This is a genomic window from Muricoccus pecuniae, from assembly GCF_014199205.1.
Lineage (GTDB): Bacteria > Pseudomonadota > Alphaproteobacteria > Acetobacterales > Acetobacteraceae > Roseomonas > Roseomonas pecuniae.
The window spans coordinates 1-17,271 of the sequence record NZ_JACIJD010000008.1 but is presented as its reverse complement, the minus strand read 5'-3'; the positions used below and the strand labels follow the sequence as shown (position 1 = coordinate 17,271).

General features: G+C 71.7%; 14 protein-coding genes and 1 rRNA gene. 11 read left to right on the top strand and 4 right to left on the bottom strand.

The genetic code is table 11. The features are described from left to right. Positions 1–2 precede the first annotated feature (2 nt). A complete protein-coding gene (gene ubiG, locus FHS87_RS09875) occupies positions 3–719 on the bottom strand; it encodes a bifunctional 2-polyprenyl-6-hydroxyphenol methylase/3-demethylubiquinol 3-O-methyltransferase UbiG (protein ID WP_184517109.1) in 717 nt (238 codons plus the stop codon). Positions 720–823: 104 nt separating this feature from the next. On the opposite strand from ubiG, the gene FHS87_RS09870 reads away from it, so the two are divergent. The 9 genes from FHS87_RS09870 to FHS87_RS09830 all read left to right on the top strand — a co-directional run bounded on the left by FHS87_RS09870 (position 824) and on the right by FHS87_RS09830 (position 9,676). Continuing rightward, positions 824–2,044 carry an aspartate kinase gene (locus FHS87_RS09870; protein ID WP_184517106.1) on the top strand — a complete coding sequence of 407 codons (1,221 nt, stop codon included), beginning with the start codon at positions 824–826 and terminating at the stop codon, positions 2,042–2,044. 188 nt (positions 2,045–2,232) lie between these two features. Further along, a complete protein-coding gene (locus FHS87_RS09865) occupies positions 2,233–3,219 on the top strand; it encodes an NAD(P)H-dependent flavin oxidoreductase (RefSeq protein WP_246418312.1) in 987 nt (328 codons plus the stop codon). Between the two features lie 83 nt (positions 3,220–3,302). Continuing rightward, positions 3,303–4,313 (top strand): helix-turn-helix domain-containing protein, encoded by a 1,011-nt coding sequence (locus FHS87_RS09860; protein WP_184517087.1) that lies wholly within the window; start codon positions 3,303–3,305, stop codon positions 4,311–4,313. Between the two features lie 68 nt (positions 4,314–4,381). Next, positions 4,382–5,527 (top strand): flavodoxin-dependent (E)-4-hydroxy-3-methylbut-2-enyl-diphosphate synthase, encoded by a 1,146-nt coding sequence (gene ispG, locus FHS87_RS09855; RefSeq protein WP_184517084.1) that lies wholly within the window; start codon positions 4,382–4,384, stop codon positions 5,525–5,527. Beyond that, positions 5,527–5,706: a hypothetical protein gene (locus FHS87_RS09850; RefSeq protein ID WP_184517081.1), complete on the top strand. Its 180-nt coding sequence runs from the start codon at positions 5,527–5,529 to the stop codon at positions 5,704–5,706. The genes ispG and FHS87_RS09850 overlap by 1 nt, the downstream gene beginning before the upstream one ends. Before the next feature lie 38 nt (positions 5,707–5,744). Next, positions 5,745–6,989 carry a histidine--tRNA ligase gene (hisS, locus tag FHS87_RS09845; protein WP_184517078.1) on the top strand — a complete coding sequence of 415 codons (1,245 nt, stop codon included), beginning with the start codon at positions 5,745–5,747 and terminating at the stop codon, positions 6,987–6,989. Next, positions 6,989–8,044: a peptide chain release factor 1 gene (gene prfA / locus FHS87_RS09840; protein ID WP_184517076.1), complete on the top strand. Its 1,056-nt coding sequence runs from the start codon at positions 6,989–6,991 to the stop codon at positions 8,042–8,044. Before hisS ends, prfA begins: the two co-directional genes overlap by 1 nt. Continuing rightward, on the top strand, positions 8,041–8,922 hold the full coding sequence (prmC, locus tag FHS87_RS09835) for a peptide chain release factor N(5)-glutamine methyltransferase (RefSeq protein ID WP_184517073.1): 882 nt from the start codon (positions 8,041–8,043) through the stop codon (positions 8,920–8,922). The genes prfA and prmC overlap by 4 nt, the downstream gene beginning before the upstream one ends. 289 nt (positions 8,923–9,211) lie before the next feature. Next, complete coding sequence (locus FHS87_RS09830) at positions 9,212–9,676, top strand: DUF4167 domain-containing protein (RefSeq protein ID WP_184517071.1); 465 nt, start codon at positions 9,212–9,214, stop codon at positions 9,674–9,676. 39 nt (positions 9,677–9,715) lie between these two features. Here the strand turns inward: FHS87_RS09830 and FHS87_RS09825 are convergent, their stop codons facing one another. The 3 genes from FHS87_RS09825 to FHS87_RS09815 form a co-directional block, all read right to left on the bottom strand. Beyond that, positions 9,716–11,923 carry an amylo-alpha-1,6-glucosidase gene (locus tag FHS87_RS09825; protein ID WP_246418300.1) on the bottom strand — a complete coding sequence of 736 codons (2,208 nt, stop codon included), beginning with the start codon at positions 11,921–11,923 and terminating at the stop codon, positions 9,716–9,718. Positions 11,924–12,018: 95 nt separating this feature from the next. Beyond that, positions 12,019–13,077, bottom strand: coding sequence for a glycosyltransferase family 4 protein (locus tag FHS87_RS09820; protein ID WP_184517068.1), 1,059 nt, complete (start codon positions 13,075–13,077; stop codon positions 12,019–12,021). A gap of 88 nt (positions 13,078–13,165) precedes the next feature. Next, the gene (locus FHS87_RS09815; RefSeq protein WP_184517065.1) at positions 13,166–13,945 is read right to left on the bottom strand and encodes an MOSC domain-containing protein; all 780 of its coding nucleotides are present in this window, start codon (positions 13,943–13,945) and stop codon (positions 13,166–13,168) included. 178 nt (positions 13,946–14,123) lie between these two features. Between FHS87_RS09815 and clpB the strand changes: the two genes are divergently transcribed. Beyond that, positions 14,124–16,715: an ATP-dependent chaperone ClpB gene (gene clpB, locus FHS87_RS09810; protein WP_184517062.1), complete on the top strand. Its 2,592-nt coding sequence runs from the start codon at positions 14,124–14,126 to the stop codon at positions 16,713–16,715. Positions 16,716–17,179: 464 nt separating this feature from the next. Further along, positions 17,180–17,271: ribosomal RNA gene (locus FHS87_RS09805) — 16S ribosomal RNA — on the top strand; the annotation flags it as partial.

Genomic DNA, 17,271 nt, shown 5'->3' with positions numbered 1-17,271 from the left:
GCTCAGTCCCGCACGGCGGCGAGGATGTAGTTCACCGCCGTGTCCCGGCTCTCCCGCCAGCCGCCCGTCAGCGGCTCCGGCACCATGCCCGCCACATCCGTCACCCGCATCCCGGCCCGGCGCATCCCGGCGCCGAGCTCGGCGGGGGTGACGAACATCTTCCAGTCATGGGTGCCCCGCGGCAGAAGCCGCAGCAGGTACTCCGCCCCGAGCTTGGCGAAGAGGAAGCTGCGCGCGGTGCGGTTGAGGGTGGAGAGGAACACTATCCCCCCCGGCCGCACGGCACGGGCGAGGGAGACGAGGAAGGCGTCGCGGTCGGCGACGTGCTCGATCACCTCCAGCGCCATCACCGCGTCGAAGCGGGTGTCCAGCTCCTCCGGCCGGCCCATCCGGTAGTCGATCGACAGGCCCTCGGCCGCGGCGTGGAAGCGCGCCGCCTCCAGCGCGCTCGCGGCCATGTCGAGCCCGGTCACGCGCGCGCCGCGCCGCGCCATGGCCTCCGAGGCCAGGCCGGCGCCGCAGCCGACATCGAGCAGTGTCAGCCCGCCGAGCGCCCGGGGATCGCGCCCCGTGGCCCGGGCCAGCCGATCGGCGATCCATCCCGTACGGAGGGGGTTCATGGCGTGGAGCGGGGCCATGGGCCCCCGCGGGTTCCACCACTCCGCGGCCAGCGAATCGAATTTCTCGATCTCCCCGGCCAGCACGGTGCCCTCTGCCATTCACATCCTCCTGAGGTTGCCGCCCGCGGCCGGGGCCGGTATCTGTGCCGCCCCGCGCGGGGACGCAACCCGTGCGCCCACATCCCGGCAGCTCCCGACCCCCTATGGCCCGTATCGTGATGAAGTTCGGCGGCACTTCCGTCGCCGATCTCGACCGTATCCGCAACGTCGCCACCCGCGTGAAGCGGGAGGTGGAGGCCGGGCATGAGGTGGCGGTGGTCGTCTCCGCCATGTCGGGCGTGACGAACCAGCTGGTGAAGTGGTGCACCGAGCTCTCCCCCCTGCACGACGCGCGGGAGTACGACACGGTGGTCGCCACGGGGGAGCAGGTGACGACGGGGCTCCTGGCCATCGCCCTCCAGACGATCGGCGTGGACGCCCGGTCCTGGCAGGGCTGGCAGGTGCCGATCCGCACCGATGGCGCCCATGGCAAGGCGCGGGTGGAGGAGATCGAGGGCGCGCGCCTGATCGAGCGAATGTCCGGGGGGCAAGTGCCCGTGATTGCCGGCTTCCAGGGCATCGGCCCGCGGGAGCGGATCACGACGCTTGGCCGGGGCGGCTCGGACCTCTCGGCGGTCGCGGTGGCGGCCGCGGTGCGGGCCGACCGCTGCGACATCTATACGGACGTGGACGGCATCTACACGACCGATCCGCGCATCGTGCCGCGCGCGAGGAAGCTCGCCGCCGTGGCCTATGAGGAGATGCTCGAACTGGCCTCGGTCGGCGCGAAGGTGCTGCAGACCCGGTCGGTCGAGCTGGCGATGAAGCAGAAGGTCCGGGTGCAGGTCCTGTCCTCCTTCGAGGACAAGCCGGGCAGCCTGGTGGTGGACGAGGACGAGATCGTGGAACAGCCCCTGGTCACCGGCGTCGCGTATTCCCGCGACGAGGCTAAGGTCACCCTCCGGCGGGTGCCGGACAAGCCCGGCATCGCGGCGACCGTCTTCGGCCCGCTGGCGGACGCCAACGTGAACGTGGACATGATCGTCCAGAACCTCGGCTCCGACGGCACGACGGACATGACCTTCACCGTGGGCAAGGCCGAGGTGCCGCGCGCCCGCGAGGTGCTGGAGAAGTCCAGGGCCGAGATCGGCTACAGCGAGGTGGTCGCCGACCCCGAGGTGACAAAAATTTCTATCGTCGGCATCGGCATGCGCAGCCATGCGGGCGTGGCCGCCACCATGTTCAAGACGCTGGCGGAGAAGGGGATCAACATCCAGGTCATCTCCACCAGCGAGATCAAGACGAGCGTGCTGGTCGGCGCCGAGTACACGGAGCTGGCGGTGCGCGCCCTGCACACCGCCTACGGGCTCGACGCGCCGGCCTGAAGGAACACCCCATGCCGCCCCTCGCCACCACCGACCTCCCCGCCATCCCGGCCGCGCAGGGCGACTCGCCCTTCGCCCGCTCGGCCGACGCGCTGCCGGTGCCCGCGCAGCCCGTGGCGCCCCCGGCGCCCGCTCACGCCGAGGCGCCTCCGGCGACGGACGCCGCCCGCGCACGGCTGGACCGGCTGATGGCGCGGGGCGCTGCCTTCCTCGGCAGCCGCTACGCGGTCATGGGCGGGGCGATGTCCTGGATCAGCGAGCGCAACCTCGTCGCCGCCCTGTCCAATGCCGGAGCCTTCGGCGTTATCGCCTGCGGCGCGATGGAGCCGCCGCGGCTGGCCGAGGAGATCGCGGCCACCCAGGCGCTGACGGACCGCCCCTTCGGCGTGAACCTCATCACCATGCATCCCCGGCTCGATGAGCTGGTGCAGGTCTGCCTCGACGCGCGGGTCGGCCACATCGTCTTCGCCGGCGGCATCCCCCCGACGCCGGCCATCCGCAAGGCGAAGGAGGGCGGGGCCAAGGTCGTGTGCTTCGCCCCGGCCCTGGCGCTCGCGAAGAAGCTCGTCCGCTCGGGCGCCGACGCGCTGGTGATCGAGGGCTCCGAGGCTGGCGGCCATATCGGCCCGGTCTCCCTCAACGTGCTGGCGCAGGAGATCCTGCCCGCCATGGCCGCCGAGGTGCCCGTCTTCGTCGCCGGCGGCATCGGCCGGGGCGAGGCGCTGCTCTCCTACCTGGAGATGGGCGCGGCGGGGGCGCAGATCGGCACCCGCTTCGTCTGCGCGAGCGAGAGCATCGCCCATCCCCGCTTCAAGCAGGCCTTCATCCGCGGCGCCGCGCGGGACGCGCTCCCGACCGTGCAGCTCGACGGCCGCTTCCCCGTGATCCCCGTCCGCGCCCTGCAGAACGAGGGCACGAAGCGCTTCATGGAGCACCAGGCCGAGGTCATCCGCCGCCACCAGTCCGGCGAGCTGGACAAGACCGCGGCCCAGCTCGACATCGAGCACTTCTGGGCCGGCTCGCTCCGCCGCGCGGTGGTCGACGGCGATGTGGAGAACGGCTCCCTCATGGCCGGGCAGAGCGTCGGCATGGTCACGAAGGAGGCCCCCGCGGCCGAGATCCTGGCCGAGATCATGGACCAGGCCGCCGCCGTCCTCGCCGCCCGCGCGGCCTGACCCTGCGGCCGGCCCGGGAGCAGCCGCCCCAGGTCTGGCCGCGCAGCCCAGCCCGCCCACCCCCAGGAAACGCCCTCCCACCCATGGCGAACCCCGACATGACGACGGCGGAGGCGGCCCGCGTGGGCGAGCAGCTGCGGGACGCCCGCCTCGCCCTCGGCGCCACGCTGGACGAGGCGGCGGACACGCTCCGCATCAACCGCCGCTACCTCGCCGCGCTGGAGGAGGGCCGCAGCCGCGACCTGCCCGGTCCGGCCTACGCCCTCGGCTTCGTCCGCAGCTATGCCCGCCTTCTCGGCCTTGATGCCGACGACCTCGCCCGCCGCTATCGCGAGGCGGGCGCGCCCGGCCGGGGCGGGGACCTCGTCTTCCCCGAGCCCGTGCCCGAGCGCGGCATCCCGGCCGGGGCGGCGATTCTCGTCGGCGCCGTCATCATGGTGGCGGCCTATGCCGGCTGGTGGCGATGGAGCGGCTCGGCCGACCGCGTGGTGGACACCGTGCCACCCCCCCCGGCGCGGATCGAGGAGGCGGCGCGGGGCTCCCGTCCCGCCGCCCCACCCGGGGAGACGGCGCCGGTGCTACCGCCCGCCCCCGGCCAGGCAAGCGGGGGAGGTGCCGCGCGGGGCACGCCGGCGGCGACGCCCGCCCCTGGCTCCCCGGCCGCACCGCCAGCCTCGGCGGCGGCTGGCGGGCGCATTCCTGCCGCGGGCGCGGCGCCTAGCTCGGCCGGAGCCGCCCTGCCCACGCCGCCCGTGCCTCCGGGGACGACGCCCGCCGCCCCGGCCGAGGCGCCCAGCCGCATCACCCTGCGCGCGACGGAGGAGGCCTGGGTCCAGGTCCGCGATCCCCGCTCCGGCCAGACCGTGATGAACCGCGTGCTCCGCCCCGGCGAGACCTTCGCCGTCCCGCGCGAGGGGCTGGTCATGACGACCGGCCGGGCGCAGGGGCTGGAGGTGGTGGTGGACGGCCAGGCGAGCGGGGTGCTCGCCGGGCGGGTCGGGGTGGTGCGCGACATCGCCCTGGACCCGGACGCGCTCCGCCAGCCCCGCCCCGCGTCATCGAGCGGCGGGGCGCCGCAGCCCGCCGCGCGGTAACCGGATCGTCCCTTGGCCGGCGCCCCCGCGGCTGCCATATCAGGGCGAGGTTTTTGGGGAAGTCGCGCGTGTCCTACCGCCCGTATCAACGGATCGAGCGCCGCAAGTCCCGCCAGATCATGGTGGGCCGTGTGCCGGTGGGGGGCGATGCCCCGATCACCGTGCAGACCATGACCAACACCCCGACCGAGGACGCCGAGGCGACCATCGCCCAGATCCGGCGCGCCGAAGTGGCCGGGGTGGACATCGTCCGCGTCTCCTGCCCGACGGAGGAGGCCACCGCGGCGCTGGCCGAGATCGTGCGGGAGGTGAACGTCCCGATCGTGGCCGACATCCACTTCCACTACCGCCGCGCCATCGAGGCCGCGAAGGCGGGCGCCGCCTGCCTGCGCATCAATCCCGGCAATATCGGCTCGCCGGAGCGGGTGAAGGAGGTCGTGAAGGCTGCCCGGGACTACGGCTGCTCCATCCGCATCGGGGTGAATGCCGGCAGCCTGGAGAAGCACCTGCTGGAGAAGTACGGGGAGCCCAACCCGGAGGCGCTGGTGGAGAGCGCGCTCTGGCACGCCGACCACCTCCTCCAGAACGACTTCAACGAGTTCAAGATCAGCGTGAAGGCGAGCGACGTCTTCCTCGCCGTCGCGGCCTACCAGCAGCTTGCCGAGGCCTGCGACCACCCGCTGCATATCGGAATCACCGAGGCTGGCGGGAAGCGCGCGGGCACGGTCAAGTCCTCCATCGGCCTGGGGTCGCTGCTCTGGGCGGGGATCGGCGACACGCTGCGCGTCTCCCTCTCGGCCGAGCCGGAGGAGGAGGTGCATGTGGGCTGGGACATCCTGAAGTCCCTCGGCATCCGGCACCGCGGGGTGAAGATCATCTCCTGCCCCTCCTGCGCGCGGCAGGGCTTCAACGTCATCAAGACGGTGGAGGCGCTGGAGGAGCGGCTGGCCCATATCGAGCAGCCCATCTCCCTCTCCATCATCGGCTGCGTGGTGAACGGGCCGGGCGAGGCGCTGATGACCGATATCGGCCTTACCGGTGGCGGGGCCGGGACGCATATGGTCTATTCCGCGGGCAAGACGAGCCACACGACACGGAGCGAGGAGATGGTGGACCACATCGTTTCGCTGGTGGAGGCGCGGGCGGCCCTGCTCGCGGCCGAGAAGGAGGCCGCCAAGGCCGCCGAATCCGCCCTCATCCAGGCGGCCGAGTGATGCCTTCCGCCGAGGAGGAGGACCAGCACCCCGTCCTCGCCGCGATGGAGCAGGCGATCCTCGACCTCCTGGAGGAGTTCGAGGAGGGCCACGGCGCGCTGGACGAGCAGGACGCCGAGGTGTTCGAGGCGGCGAAGGAGCATCTCCGCCGCGCCATCCAGGCTCTGCGGGAGGGGTAGGGACATCCGGGTCGGGCGGTGCTATCCCGCCGCCCACCATGGCGAAACCTGATCTCCAGCCCGCGCGCGGCACGCATGACCTGATCGGCGAGGAGTTCCGGCGCCACCACCACGTCATCGACACCGCGCGCCGGGTCTCCGCCCTCTACGGCTTCGAGGAGTGGGCGACCCCCATCTTCGAGGACACCCGCGTCTTCTCCCGCAGCCTGGGCGAGACCTCGGACGTCGTCTCGAAGGAGATGTACTCCTTCGAGGACCGGGGCGGGGACAGCGTGACGCTGCGCCCCGAGGGCACGGCGGGCGCCTGCCGGGCGCTGGTCACCAACGGGCTCACCCAGTCCAACCTGCCGCGCAAGGTCTTCTATGCCGGCCCGATGTTCCGCTACGAACGCCCGCAGAAGGGCCGCTACCGCCAGTTCCACCAGATCGGCTGCGAGGTGATGGGCGCGGCCGAGCCGCTGGCGGATGCCGAGGTGATCGCCTGCGGCTGGCATATCCAGCAGGCGCTGGGGATCGACCAGGGCTCGGTGCTGGAGATCAACACGTTGGGCGACGCCGCCAGCCGCGAGGCCTATCGCGCGGCCCTCGTCGCCTATTTCACCGCCTCCGCCGACCGGCTCTCCGAGGAGAGCCGCACGCGGCTGGAGAAGAATCCCCTCCGCATCCTCGACAGCAAGGACGCCAGGGACCGCGCGCTCGTCGCCGGCGCTCCGACGATCGAGGCGCATCTCACCGAGGCCGCCGCCGCCTTCTACGCCGGGGTGAAGCGCGCGCTGGACCGCTTCGGCGTGCCCTATCGCGAGAACCCCCGCATCGTGCGCGGCCTCGACTACTACAGCCACACCGCCTTCGAGTTCGTCACCGACCGCCTGGGGGCCCAGGGAACGGTGATGGCGGGCGGCCGCTACGACGGGCTGGTGGAGGAGATGGGCGGCCCGCCCACGCCCTCCGTCGGCTGGGCGGCGGGGGTGGAGCGCCTCTCCATGCTGCTGGAGGCGGCCCCGGCCGCGCCGCGCCCCGTGGTGGTCATCCCCGTGGGCGATGCCGCCGAGGCGGCGGCGCTGGACGCCGTTCAGGCGCTCCGCCGCGCCGGGCTGGTGGCCGAGATCGGCTACAAGGGCAACCTCAAGCGCCGTATGGAGCGCGCCAACCGGCTCGGGGCGCGGGCAGCGGTCATCATCGGCGATGACGAGCTGGCGGAGGGCGTCGCGCAGCTGCGCGACCTCGATGCCGGCACGCAGGAGAGGGTGCCGCTGGCCCAGTTGCCGGCGCGTTTAGCGTAATGGCGCTCCCCGCGAAGCTGGACCGCCTTCTCACCCGCGCCGAGGAGCTGCGGCACGAGCTGGGCACCGCCGATGGCAGCCGCTTCGGCGCGCTGTCGAAGGAGCTGGCCGAGATCGAGCCGGTGGTGGCCAAGGTGCAGGAGCTGCGCGAGGCCGAGCGCGCCCGCGACGACGCCGAGGCGATGCTTGCCGATCCCGAGATGCGGGAGCTGGCCGAGGCCGAGTTCTACGAGCAGCGGGATCGCGTGCCGGCGCTGGAGCACGAGATCCGCATCATGCTCCTGCCGAGGGACGCGGCCGACGAGCGCTCGGCCATCCTGGAGGTGCGCCCCGCGGCGGGCGGCGACGAGGCCGGGCTCTTCGCCGCCGAGCTGTTCCGTGGCTACCAGCGCTACGCCGAGAGCCAGGGCTGGCGCTTCGAGCTCCTGGAATGGGACGAGAGCGAGGCGGGCGGCATCAAGGGCGCCTCCGCCTCCGTCACCGGCCGCGGCGTCTTCGCGAAGCTGAAGTTCGAGAGCGGGGTGCACCGCGTCCAGCGCGTGCCGGCGACCGAAACCCAGGGCCGCATCCACACCTCCACCGTCACCGTCGCCGTGCTGCCGGAGGCGGAGGAGGTGGACGTGCAGATCAACGACAGCGACCTGCGGATCGACACCTTCCGCGCCTCGGGCGCCGGCGGGCAGCACGTGAACAAGACGGACAGTGCCGTCCGCATCACCCACATCCCGACCGGGACCGTGGTGGCGATGCAGGAGGAGAAGTCCCAGCACAAGAACCGCGCCAAGGCGATGAAGGTGCTGCGCGCCCGCATCTACGAGGCGCAGCGCCAGGCCCTGGCCGGTGCCCGCGCCGCCGACCGCAAGGGTCAGGTGGGCACGGGGGACCGCAGCGAGCGCATCCGCACCTACAACTTCCCCCAGGGGCGCGTGACCGACCACCGCATCGGGCTGACGCTGCACAAGGTGGACCGGGTGATGATGGGCGAGTTCGAGGAGATCTTCTCCGCCCTCATGGCCGAGGACCAGGCCGCGCGGCTGGCGGCCGAGGAGGGGTGAGCGGCTGCGAGCCCCCCGGCTCCGAGCATGGCACTTCGGTCGGCGCCTTCCTCTGCCAGGCCGGGCAGGTGCTGCGCGCCGCGGCGGTGGAGGCGCCCCGGCTGGAGGCGCGGATGCTCCTCGCCCATGCCATGGGCTGCCGGCAGGAAGACCTGCTGCGCGACCCCCGCGCGCCCGTCGCGCCCGAGGCCCAGGCCCGGTTCCGAGAGGCGCTCGCCGCCCGCGCCCGGAACGTGCCCATGGCCCATCTGCTCGGCCATGCCGGCTTCTGGACGCTCGACCTCCTGGCCACCCCCGCCACCCTCATCCCGCGCGCCGACACCGAGACGCTGGTGGAGGCTGCCCTGGGCGCCTTCCCGGACCGGGCCGTCGTGACGCGGCTGCTCGACCTCGGCACGGGGACGGGGGCGCTGCTCCTCGCCTGCCTCGCGGAGTTCCCCCATGCCTTCGGCATCGGCGTGGACCGCAGCCCCGAGGCCGCGGCCCTCGCTCGGGCGAATGCCCTGCGCAACGGGCTGGCGGAGCGGGCCGCCATCATCGCCGGGGACTGGGCCGCCGCCCTGGCCGGGCGCTTCGACCTCATTCTCTCCAACCCCCCCTATATCGAGACCGCCGCCATTCCCGGGCTGATGCCCGAGGTGGCGCTGCACGAGCCCGCCCTGGCGCTGGACGGCGGGGCGGACGGGCTGGACGCCTACCGCGCCCTCGCCACCGCGCTGCCCGGCCTCCTGGCCGAGGGCGGCAAAGCGGTGCTGGAACTCGGCCAGGGGCAGGAGGCGGGGGTGGGGGCGCTGATGCGCGCGGCGGGGCTGCGCGTCCTGGGGTGCCGGCCCGACCTGGGCGGGATCCCCCGCGCGCTTATTGTCGGGCGGGTTTGAAAAAACCATTTGGAGGAATCGCCGGGGATCACTACCTTCGCCTCGCGGCCCCGTCACGCGACACGCGCGGCGGATCCGCCGGAGCCTCGACCGCCCGCATCAGGGCTGGCCTCGCTTCCGGTGTGCCGCCAGGCACAACATCCCCAGGCACAAGAATCCGGGCCTTACAATCCGATGTGCCCTCGGGCACGGTGATCATCATCCCTCCAGCCAGTCCCGAACGGGGCCTAGCGAGCCCCTCTTTCGCGCAGACCGGCGGCGGGAGCATGGAAGTGCGAACCAGATCCAGATGAACATGAAGCGTATGCGCGGCCGCGGAAACTTCCGTCAGGGAGGACATGGCGGCGGCGGTGGTGGAGGAGGGGGAGGCGGTCCCCGGCACCACAACAGCGGCAACCAGCCGATGAACCGCAACCACGTGTTCGATTCCATCGGGCCGGACATGCGGATGCGGGGCACCGCCCAGCAGCTCTTCGAGAAGTATCTCCAGCTCGGCCGCGACGCGACCGGCTCGGGTGACCGGGTGATGGCCGAGGGCTACTTCCAGCACGCCGAGCACTACTTCCGCATCCTCAACGCCATGAACCAGGCCCAGCAGCAGCAGGGCGGCGGGGCGGGCCCGCAGCATGGCGGCCGCCGTTACGCCGGGAACGAAGGCGGGGGTGAGGCCGGTGGCGAGGCCGAAATCGAATCGGCCGTTAACGGCTATGACGGCCCGTCCATGGACGGCGACACGCGCGAGTCCATCCAGTAGGCGCCCTGCCCGGGGGCCGCGGCCCCCGGGGAAGCAGTGCTAGGTGATGACCGCGATCTCGACCGCGCCGCGGCGACGCAGCAGGTTGAGCGAGACGCCGCCATCGGCCTCGTGCCGGCGCAGCCGCACATCCACCGCGGCGGTCCCGAGCCTGAGATTCTCGATCCGCAGCTCCTCCAGCCAGCTCGGCAGGAAGGGGCGGTGGAAGCGGATGACGTTGTCCTCCGGGCGGAAGCACACGCCCAGCATCGCGCCGAGCGTGGCATAGGCCGTGGCCGCCGCCCATGCCTGCGGCAGGCAGGCAACCGGATAGGCCGTCGGGCCCTCGCCCGGGCGGCGCGCGAAGCCGCAGAACAGCTCGGGCAGCCGGTGCATGTCCACAGACAGGGCCGAGTCGTAGATCCCCGTCAGAAGCCGCTCGAGCTGGGCATTCAGCCCGTAGCGCTTCATCCCCAGCGCGATCAGCCCGTTGTCGTGCGGCCAGACCGAGCCGTTGTGGTAAGACATCGGGTTGTAGCGGCTCTCCCCCTCCGCGATCGTGCGGATGCCCCATCCGCAGAAGCTCTCCGGCGCCATCAGGGTCTGGGCGATGCGCCGGGCCCGGTCGGGGGAGGGCAGCCCGGTCAGCAGCGCGTGGCCGGCATTGGAGGAGCGGACGCGGCAGGGCCGCTTCTCGCCGTCCAGCGCGAGGGCGTAGGTCGAGAGGTCCTCCATCCAGAAGGCCTCATCCACGCGGGCGCGGAGGGAATCGGCCCGGTCGGTCCAGACCTCGGCCTGGTTCTCATGGCCGAGCGCCCGGGCCAGCCGGCCCGCGCCGCGCCAGGCGGCCTCCGCATAGGCCTGCACCTCGATGAGGGCGATGGGGGCCTCGGCCAGTCGGCCGTCGTCGTGGAAGACGCTGTCCCAGCTGTCCTTCCAGCCCTGGTTGATCAGCCCGTTCACCGATTGCCGGTCGTATTCCAGCAGGAGGTCGCCATCGATGTCGCCGTGGCGCTCGATCCAGCGCAGGGCGGCGACGAGGTTCGGCCAGATCTCGCGGATGAGGGCGAGGTCGCCCGTCCGGTCCGCGTACTCCGCGGCCAGCAGGACGAAGAGCGGCGTGGAATCGACCGAGCCGTAGTACCGGCCGAAGGGCACCTCGCGCAGGGATGCCATCTCGCCGTTGCGGCTCTCATGCAGGATCTTGCCGGGCTCGGCGTCCCGCGCGGGGTCCAGCTCGGTCGCCTGGAGCTTCGCGTGATATCGGAGCACCCCCCGCGCCAGCTCCGGGTCCGCCCAGAGGCATTGCAGGGCGGTGATGAGGGAGTCGCGCCCGAAGGGGCAGGAGAACCAGGGGATGCCGGCATAGGGGAAGGGGCCGGACGCCGTCTGGGTGGTGAGCATGGTCAGGTCTGATTCGGAGCGCGCGAACCAGTCGTTGAAGGCCTGGTTCGACGAGCTGACGATGGCCCGCTCCGCCCCCCGCTCGCCGCTCCAGGCGCGGATGCCTGCGAGGAGCCCGTCGAAGCCGGGCGGCTGCGTCGGCTCGGCCGGCTCTGGGCCGGTCTCGCAGAGCACGGACACCTCGATCACCCGCTGCCCGCCCGGCGCGAGCTCGAGCGGCCAGCGGTTGTCGCGTCCCGGCCCGCCCTCGGGCGGCGGGTCGAAGCGGAGGCGGGTGCGGCGCTCCACCCCGTCCAGCCCGAGATAGGAGAAGACGAGGCTGCCATCCGGCCGCGCCTCGGCCGCGCGCCGCTCCCCGCGCCGGGCGCGGGTCTGGCCGCGCACCTCGAAGATGTCCGCGAAGTCCGCCGCGAAGGTGAGCGACATCTCGGAGGAGAGGTGGCTGTCGCCGAAATTGCGGACGGTGACCCGCTCCCGCACGATCCCGGAGCCGAGCACCATCTGCCGCTCCACATGCACCGTATCCCGCATCAGCTTGCGGTCGGGGGCGAGGGGGATGTCGGGGTTGGTCAGGTTGACCGAGAGCACCGTGTTGTCCGCACTCACCGCCGAGGACAGCAGCAGGGGCCGCAGCCCGGCCAGCCGCAGGGAGAGGCGCGAGAGGAAGCGCGTGTCCTCGTGGAACAGGCCCTCCGCCGTGGCGCCGAGGGCCTGGGCATCGCCGAAATGGTCGAGGACGAGGAAGGAGGAGCCGTTCTTCAGCGTGCGCGGGCGGTAGAGGGCCAGGGCGGTGGCGGCCGTGGCGGTGACGGCCCAGCTGCCGTCGTCCTCGGGCCGCGGCGGGCCCATTCCGTCGTCATCCATGCCGATCCCCTCCTGCCGCACGCGCTGGTTGAAAACGCGTGCCGCGCCGAGGGTTGCCCCGGGGCGGCGCGCGACGGACCGGCAGGCCCGTTCGCTCAGACGGCGCGGAGAACGCTCGCGCGGTCCTGGCCGAGCAGGCGACGGTAGAGGGCGAGGTGGTCCTCTGCCATCCGGCGGGCAGTGAAGCGGGCCTCGAAGGCCGCGCGGACCCGCGCGCGGTCGAGCCCCGCGGCACCCTTCAGCGCGGCGAGGGCGCCCAACTCGTCCTCGACGATAAAGCCGGACACGCCGTCCTCCACCACCTCCGGCACGGAGCCGCGGTTGAAGGCGATCACGGGCGTGCCGCAGGCCATCGCCTCGATCATCACGAGGCCGAAGGGCTCGGGCCAGGCGATCGGGGTGAGGAGGCACATGGCGCCGCCGAGGAATTCCGCCTTCTCCGCCTCGTTGATCTCGCCGATGAACTCGACCCCGTCCTGGTCGAGCAGCGGGGCGACGACCTCGTCGAAATAGGCCTGGTCGGCCCGGTCCACCTTGGCGGCGAGCCGGATGGGAATGCCGGCGGTGCGGGCGATGCGGATCGCCGCGTCCGGTCCCTTTTCCGGCGACATGCGGCCGAGGAAGGCGATGTAGCCCCCCTCGCGCGGGCTGAAGGGCAGGAGATTCTCCGGCAGCCCGTGCAGGATCGTCCCGGCCCAGTTGACGTCGATGTGCCCGAGCGGCCGGCGCTGGCTGTCCGAGATGGAGACGAAGGGCGCCTCGGGAAAGGCGGCGATCAGCGGCTGGATCTCGGGCAGGTCCAGCCGCCCGTGGAAGGTGGAGACATAGGGCACGCCCCGGCCGCGCAGCGCGGGCAGCTGGAGGTGGTCGATGTGGAAATGGACGATGTCGAAGCCGGCGGCCATGTCCAGCACGCGCTGGACCATAAGCATGTGCGGGGCGACGGCGTCCCTGATCGAGGGATCGAGGCGGATGGCCTGGGGCAGCATCGGCTCGAGCCGGGCACTGGTGACGCTGTCGCCGCTGGCGAAAAGGGTGACCTCGTGGCCGAGGGCGGTCAGCTCCTCCGTCAGGTAGGAGACGATGCGTTCGGTTCCGCCATAGAGCTTGGGCGGCACGGCCTCGGCGAGCGGTGCGACCTGGGCGATGCGCATGGGGGGCTTCTTCCTCGCTGCCCGGCCCACCGGCCGGACTCCTGAGAAGAAGCTTTAACCTATGATCGGGATGCGGTGCAGCATCCCCTCAGGCCGGCTCCAGCGCGTCCCCGACCGCCACGCGGCCTCCCTCGAGCACGGTCGCGTGAACGCCGAGGTCGGCATGGCCGAAATGCTCGCGCAGGAGGCGCGGCACGTCGCAGTCGCGCTCGCCCGTCCGCAGGTCAACCTGGGTGGCCGGGCAGCGGACCGTGCGCTTGAAGACCGAGAGGCGGGCGCCGCCGAGGAGCAGCTCCCCGCCCACCCAGTCGTGCTCCGCCCAGGCGGGCAGGCCGGAAAAGTAGATGTTCGCGCGGAACCGCAGCGGATCGAGCCGCCGCCCGATCGTCTTCTCGAAGGCGTCCAGCGTCGCCAGGTTGATGAGCGAGACGCCCTTGCGCGCCTGGTCCGTGAAGGCGTGGCCGGGCGCCTCGGTGAAGCGGGGCGGGCGGGGGCTTCCGTCGGGGTTCGTGCCGTGGCGCGCCTCATCGCCGAGAAAGCGGACGAGCCAGTCGCCGATCGCCGCCTTGCCCTCCGCCGTGGCGGTGGGGGCGGAGAGGGGAGGGTGGCCTTCGGCAGCGAGGGCGAGGGTTCCCGCCCGGGGGTCGTAGGCGGCGCGGACGAGCACCACCTTCCCGTTCCGCATCATGCAGGCGAAGTTCTGCTTCGGCAGGAAGCGCGGCTCCGCCTCGTCGAAGGGGGAGTCGCCCTGGGCGAGGGCGAAGCGGCGGTCGTGCGGGAAGGTCTCGCCCTCAGCCAGCTCCACCTCCTCCAGGCTCTCCGCCGAGAGGCCCTTCACGGGGTAACGGTACAGCCGCTCGACACGCATGGGAGGTCCTCTGGATACGTCCTGGCGGAACGTGCCCTGGGGCGCGCCCCTTGAAGCTTGACGGAGGTCAATACCACATCCCGATCAAACGCCTAAGCCGTTGCCTGATGAGGGGCGGGGAGGGCGGTCGCCATCGATCCCCCGGGGCTCCGATCCGGGGTGGAGGGACAGCAGAGATATGGATATCGAGAAACTGACCGAGCGCGCCCGGGGCTTCCTGCAGGCCGCGCAGACCATCGCGATCCGCGAGTACCACCAGCGCGTCACGCCCGAGCACCTGCTGAAGGCGCTGCTCGACGACGAGGAGGGCGCGGCTTCCGGCCTTATCCGCGCGGCCGGCGGCGATCCCGCGGCGGCCAAGCGCGAGGTGGATGCCGAGGTCGCGAAGAACCCCCGCGTCTCCGGCGGCGGCGCCGGGCAGCCGCAGGTCACCCCCGATTTCGTGCGCGTGCTGGACGCCGCCGAGCGCGGCGCTGCCAAGGCCGGCGACAGCTTCGTGGCCCAGGACCGGCTGCTCGTGGCCATCGCGGCGAGCGACACGCCGGCCGGCCGCCTGCTCGTGAAGGCCGGCGCGACCGCGCAGAAGCTGGAGGCCGCCGTCGCCGAGCTGCGCAAGGGCCGCAAGGTGGACAGTGCGAGCGCCGAGCAGCAGTTCGACGCGCTGAAGAAGTATGCGCGCGACCTGACGGATGCCGCGCGCAACGGCAAGCTTGATCCCGTGATCGGGCGCGACGAGGAGATCCGCCGCACCATCCAAGTCCTCGCCCGCCGCACGAAGAACAACCCCGTGCTGATCGGCGAGCCCGGCGTCGGCAAGACGGCGATCGTCGAGGGGCTGGCGCTGCGCATCGTGAATGGCGACGTGCCGGAGGCGCTGAAGAGCAAGCGCGTCCTCGCGCTCGACCTCGGTGCGATGGTGGCCGGCGCCAAGTACCGCGGCGAGTTCGAGGAGCGGCTGAAGGGCGTGCTGACGGAGATCGAGTCCGCGCAGGGCGAGATCATCCTGTTCATCGACGAGATGCACACGCTCGTCGGCGCGGGCAAGGCGGACGGGGCGATGGACGCCTCGAACCTCCTCAAGCCGGCGCTTGCCCGCGGCGAGCTGCACTGCATCGGCGCGACCACGCTGGATGAATTCCGCAAGCATGTGGAGAAGGACGCGGCGCTCGCGCGGCGCTTCCAGCCCGTCTTCGTCGGCGAGCCGAGCGTGGAGGACACCGTCTCTATCCTGCGCGGCATCCGGGAGAAGTACGAGCTGCACCACGGCGTCCGCATCGCGGACAGCGCGCTGGTGGCGGCCGCGACCCTCTCGAACCGCTACATCACGGACCGGTTCCTGCCGGACAAGGCGATCGACCTCGTGGACGAGGCCGCGTCGCGCCTGCGGATGGCCGTGGACAGCAAGCCCGAGGAGCTGGACGCGATCGACCGCGACCTCCTGCGCTCGCGCATCGAGCGCGAGGCGCTGAAGAGGGAGACGGATGCGGGCAGCCGCGACCGGCTGGAGAAGCTGGAGCGCGAGATTGCCTCGCTCGAAGAGCGCTCTGCGACCCTGACGGAGCGTTGGCAGGCGGAGAAGAACCGCCTCACCGACGCCCAGAAGGCCAAGGAGGAGCTTGACCGTGCCCGCACCGAGGTGGAGCTGGCCCAGCGCCGTGGCGACTACGCGCGCGCCGGCGAGCTGACTTATGGCGTCATCCCCGATCTGGAGAAGAAGATCGCCGAGGCTTCCGACGGCGGCGGCCGCCTGGTGAACGAGGCGGTCACCGAGGAGGGCGTCGCGGCGGTGGTCTCCCGCTGGACCGGCGTGCCCGTTGAGAAGATGCTGGAGGGCGAGCGCGCCAAGCTCATCCGCATGGAGGACGAGCTGCGGCGCCGCGTCGTCGGCCAGGAGGAGGCGCTCGAAGCCGTCTCCAAGGCCGTGCGGCGGGCCCGCGCCGGGTTGCAGGACCCCTCGCGCCCGATCGGCAGCTTCCTCTTCCTCGGCCCGACGGGCGTGGGGAAGACCGAGCTGACCAAGGCGCTGGCGAGCTTCCTCTTCGACGACGAGCGCGCGCTGCTGCGCGTCGACATGTCGGAGTACATGGAGAAGCACGCCGTCGCCCGGCTGATCGGCGCCCCTCCGGGCTATGTCGGCTACGAGGAGGGCGGTGCGCTCACCGAGGCGGTGCGGCGTCGGCCCTACCAGGTCATCCTCTTCGACGAGGTCGAGAAAGCGCATGAGGACGTGTTCAACATCCTCCTGCAGGTCCTCGACGACGGGCGGCTGACGGACGGGCAGGGGCGGACGGTCGACTTCCGCAACACGCTGATCGTGCTGACCAGCAACCTGGGCAGCGAGATCCTGGCCGCCCAGCCGGAAGGGGAGGACGTGGACCTCGTGCGCGGCCAGGTGATGAACGTGGTCCGCACGCGGTTCCGGCCGGAGTTCCTCAACCGCCTCGACGAGGTCGTCCTGTTCCGGCGCCTCGCGCGCGGGGACATGGGCTCCATCGTCGAGATCCAGCTCGGCCGGCTGCGTAAGCTGCTGGACGACCGGAAGATCACGCTCGAGCTGGACGCGGACGCCCGCGACTGGCTCGCCGAGGCGGGCTACGACCCCGTCTACGGCGCACGGCCGCTGAAGCGCGTCATCCAGCGCAACCTGCAGGACCGGCTCGCCGGGCTGCTGCTGGAGGGGAGCGTGAAGGACGGCGACCGCCTGCGGGTGACCGTCGGCCCGGACGGGCTCGAGGTGAGCCCCGTCGGTTCGTTTGTGGAAAGTGTGTGAAACCCGTTTGACAGGTCTGGGGCGGCCCCATATAAGCCGCCCCACACCGACGGTGCTTCTGATGGGGCGGGTTGGTGACCCTGGTTGGGGCGGATTGAGGGGGTTGACGCGGTGGTGATGAGCCACTAGATACGTCGCCCTGCTGATGCTTCGGCGGGTTTATCGAGACAGGGTTGGGCTTGCCCAGCCGGGATTTCCCGGTTCCTTGTCTCGTTCGTTCATTCACATGAAAATCTGTTTTCCTGAAGACGAGAAGAGTTCTTGTGGCTCTTGCTTCTGCCTCGGGCGGCCTGTTTGGGTTGTTTTGGGGTGGATCGTTGATGTTGGGGAGGGATGCGTGGCCAGTGCTGCGCGGTTCCGACCGGTGTCACGTGGCTTGGGTCGCGGGTAGTAGAAGTGAGCGAGTGAGTTCTGGTTATGGGTCCCTCGGATGGATCTGAGGCTTTCGGGCCGAGGGTTCTGATGAACTTGAGAGTTTGATCCTGGCTCAGAGCGAACGCTGGCGGCATGCTTAACACATGCAAGTCGCACGGGTGGTTTCGGCCATCAGTGGCGG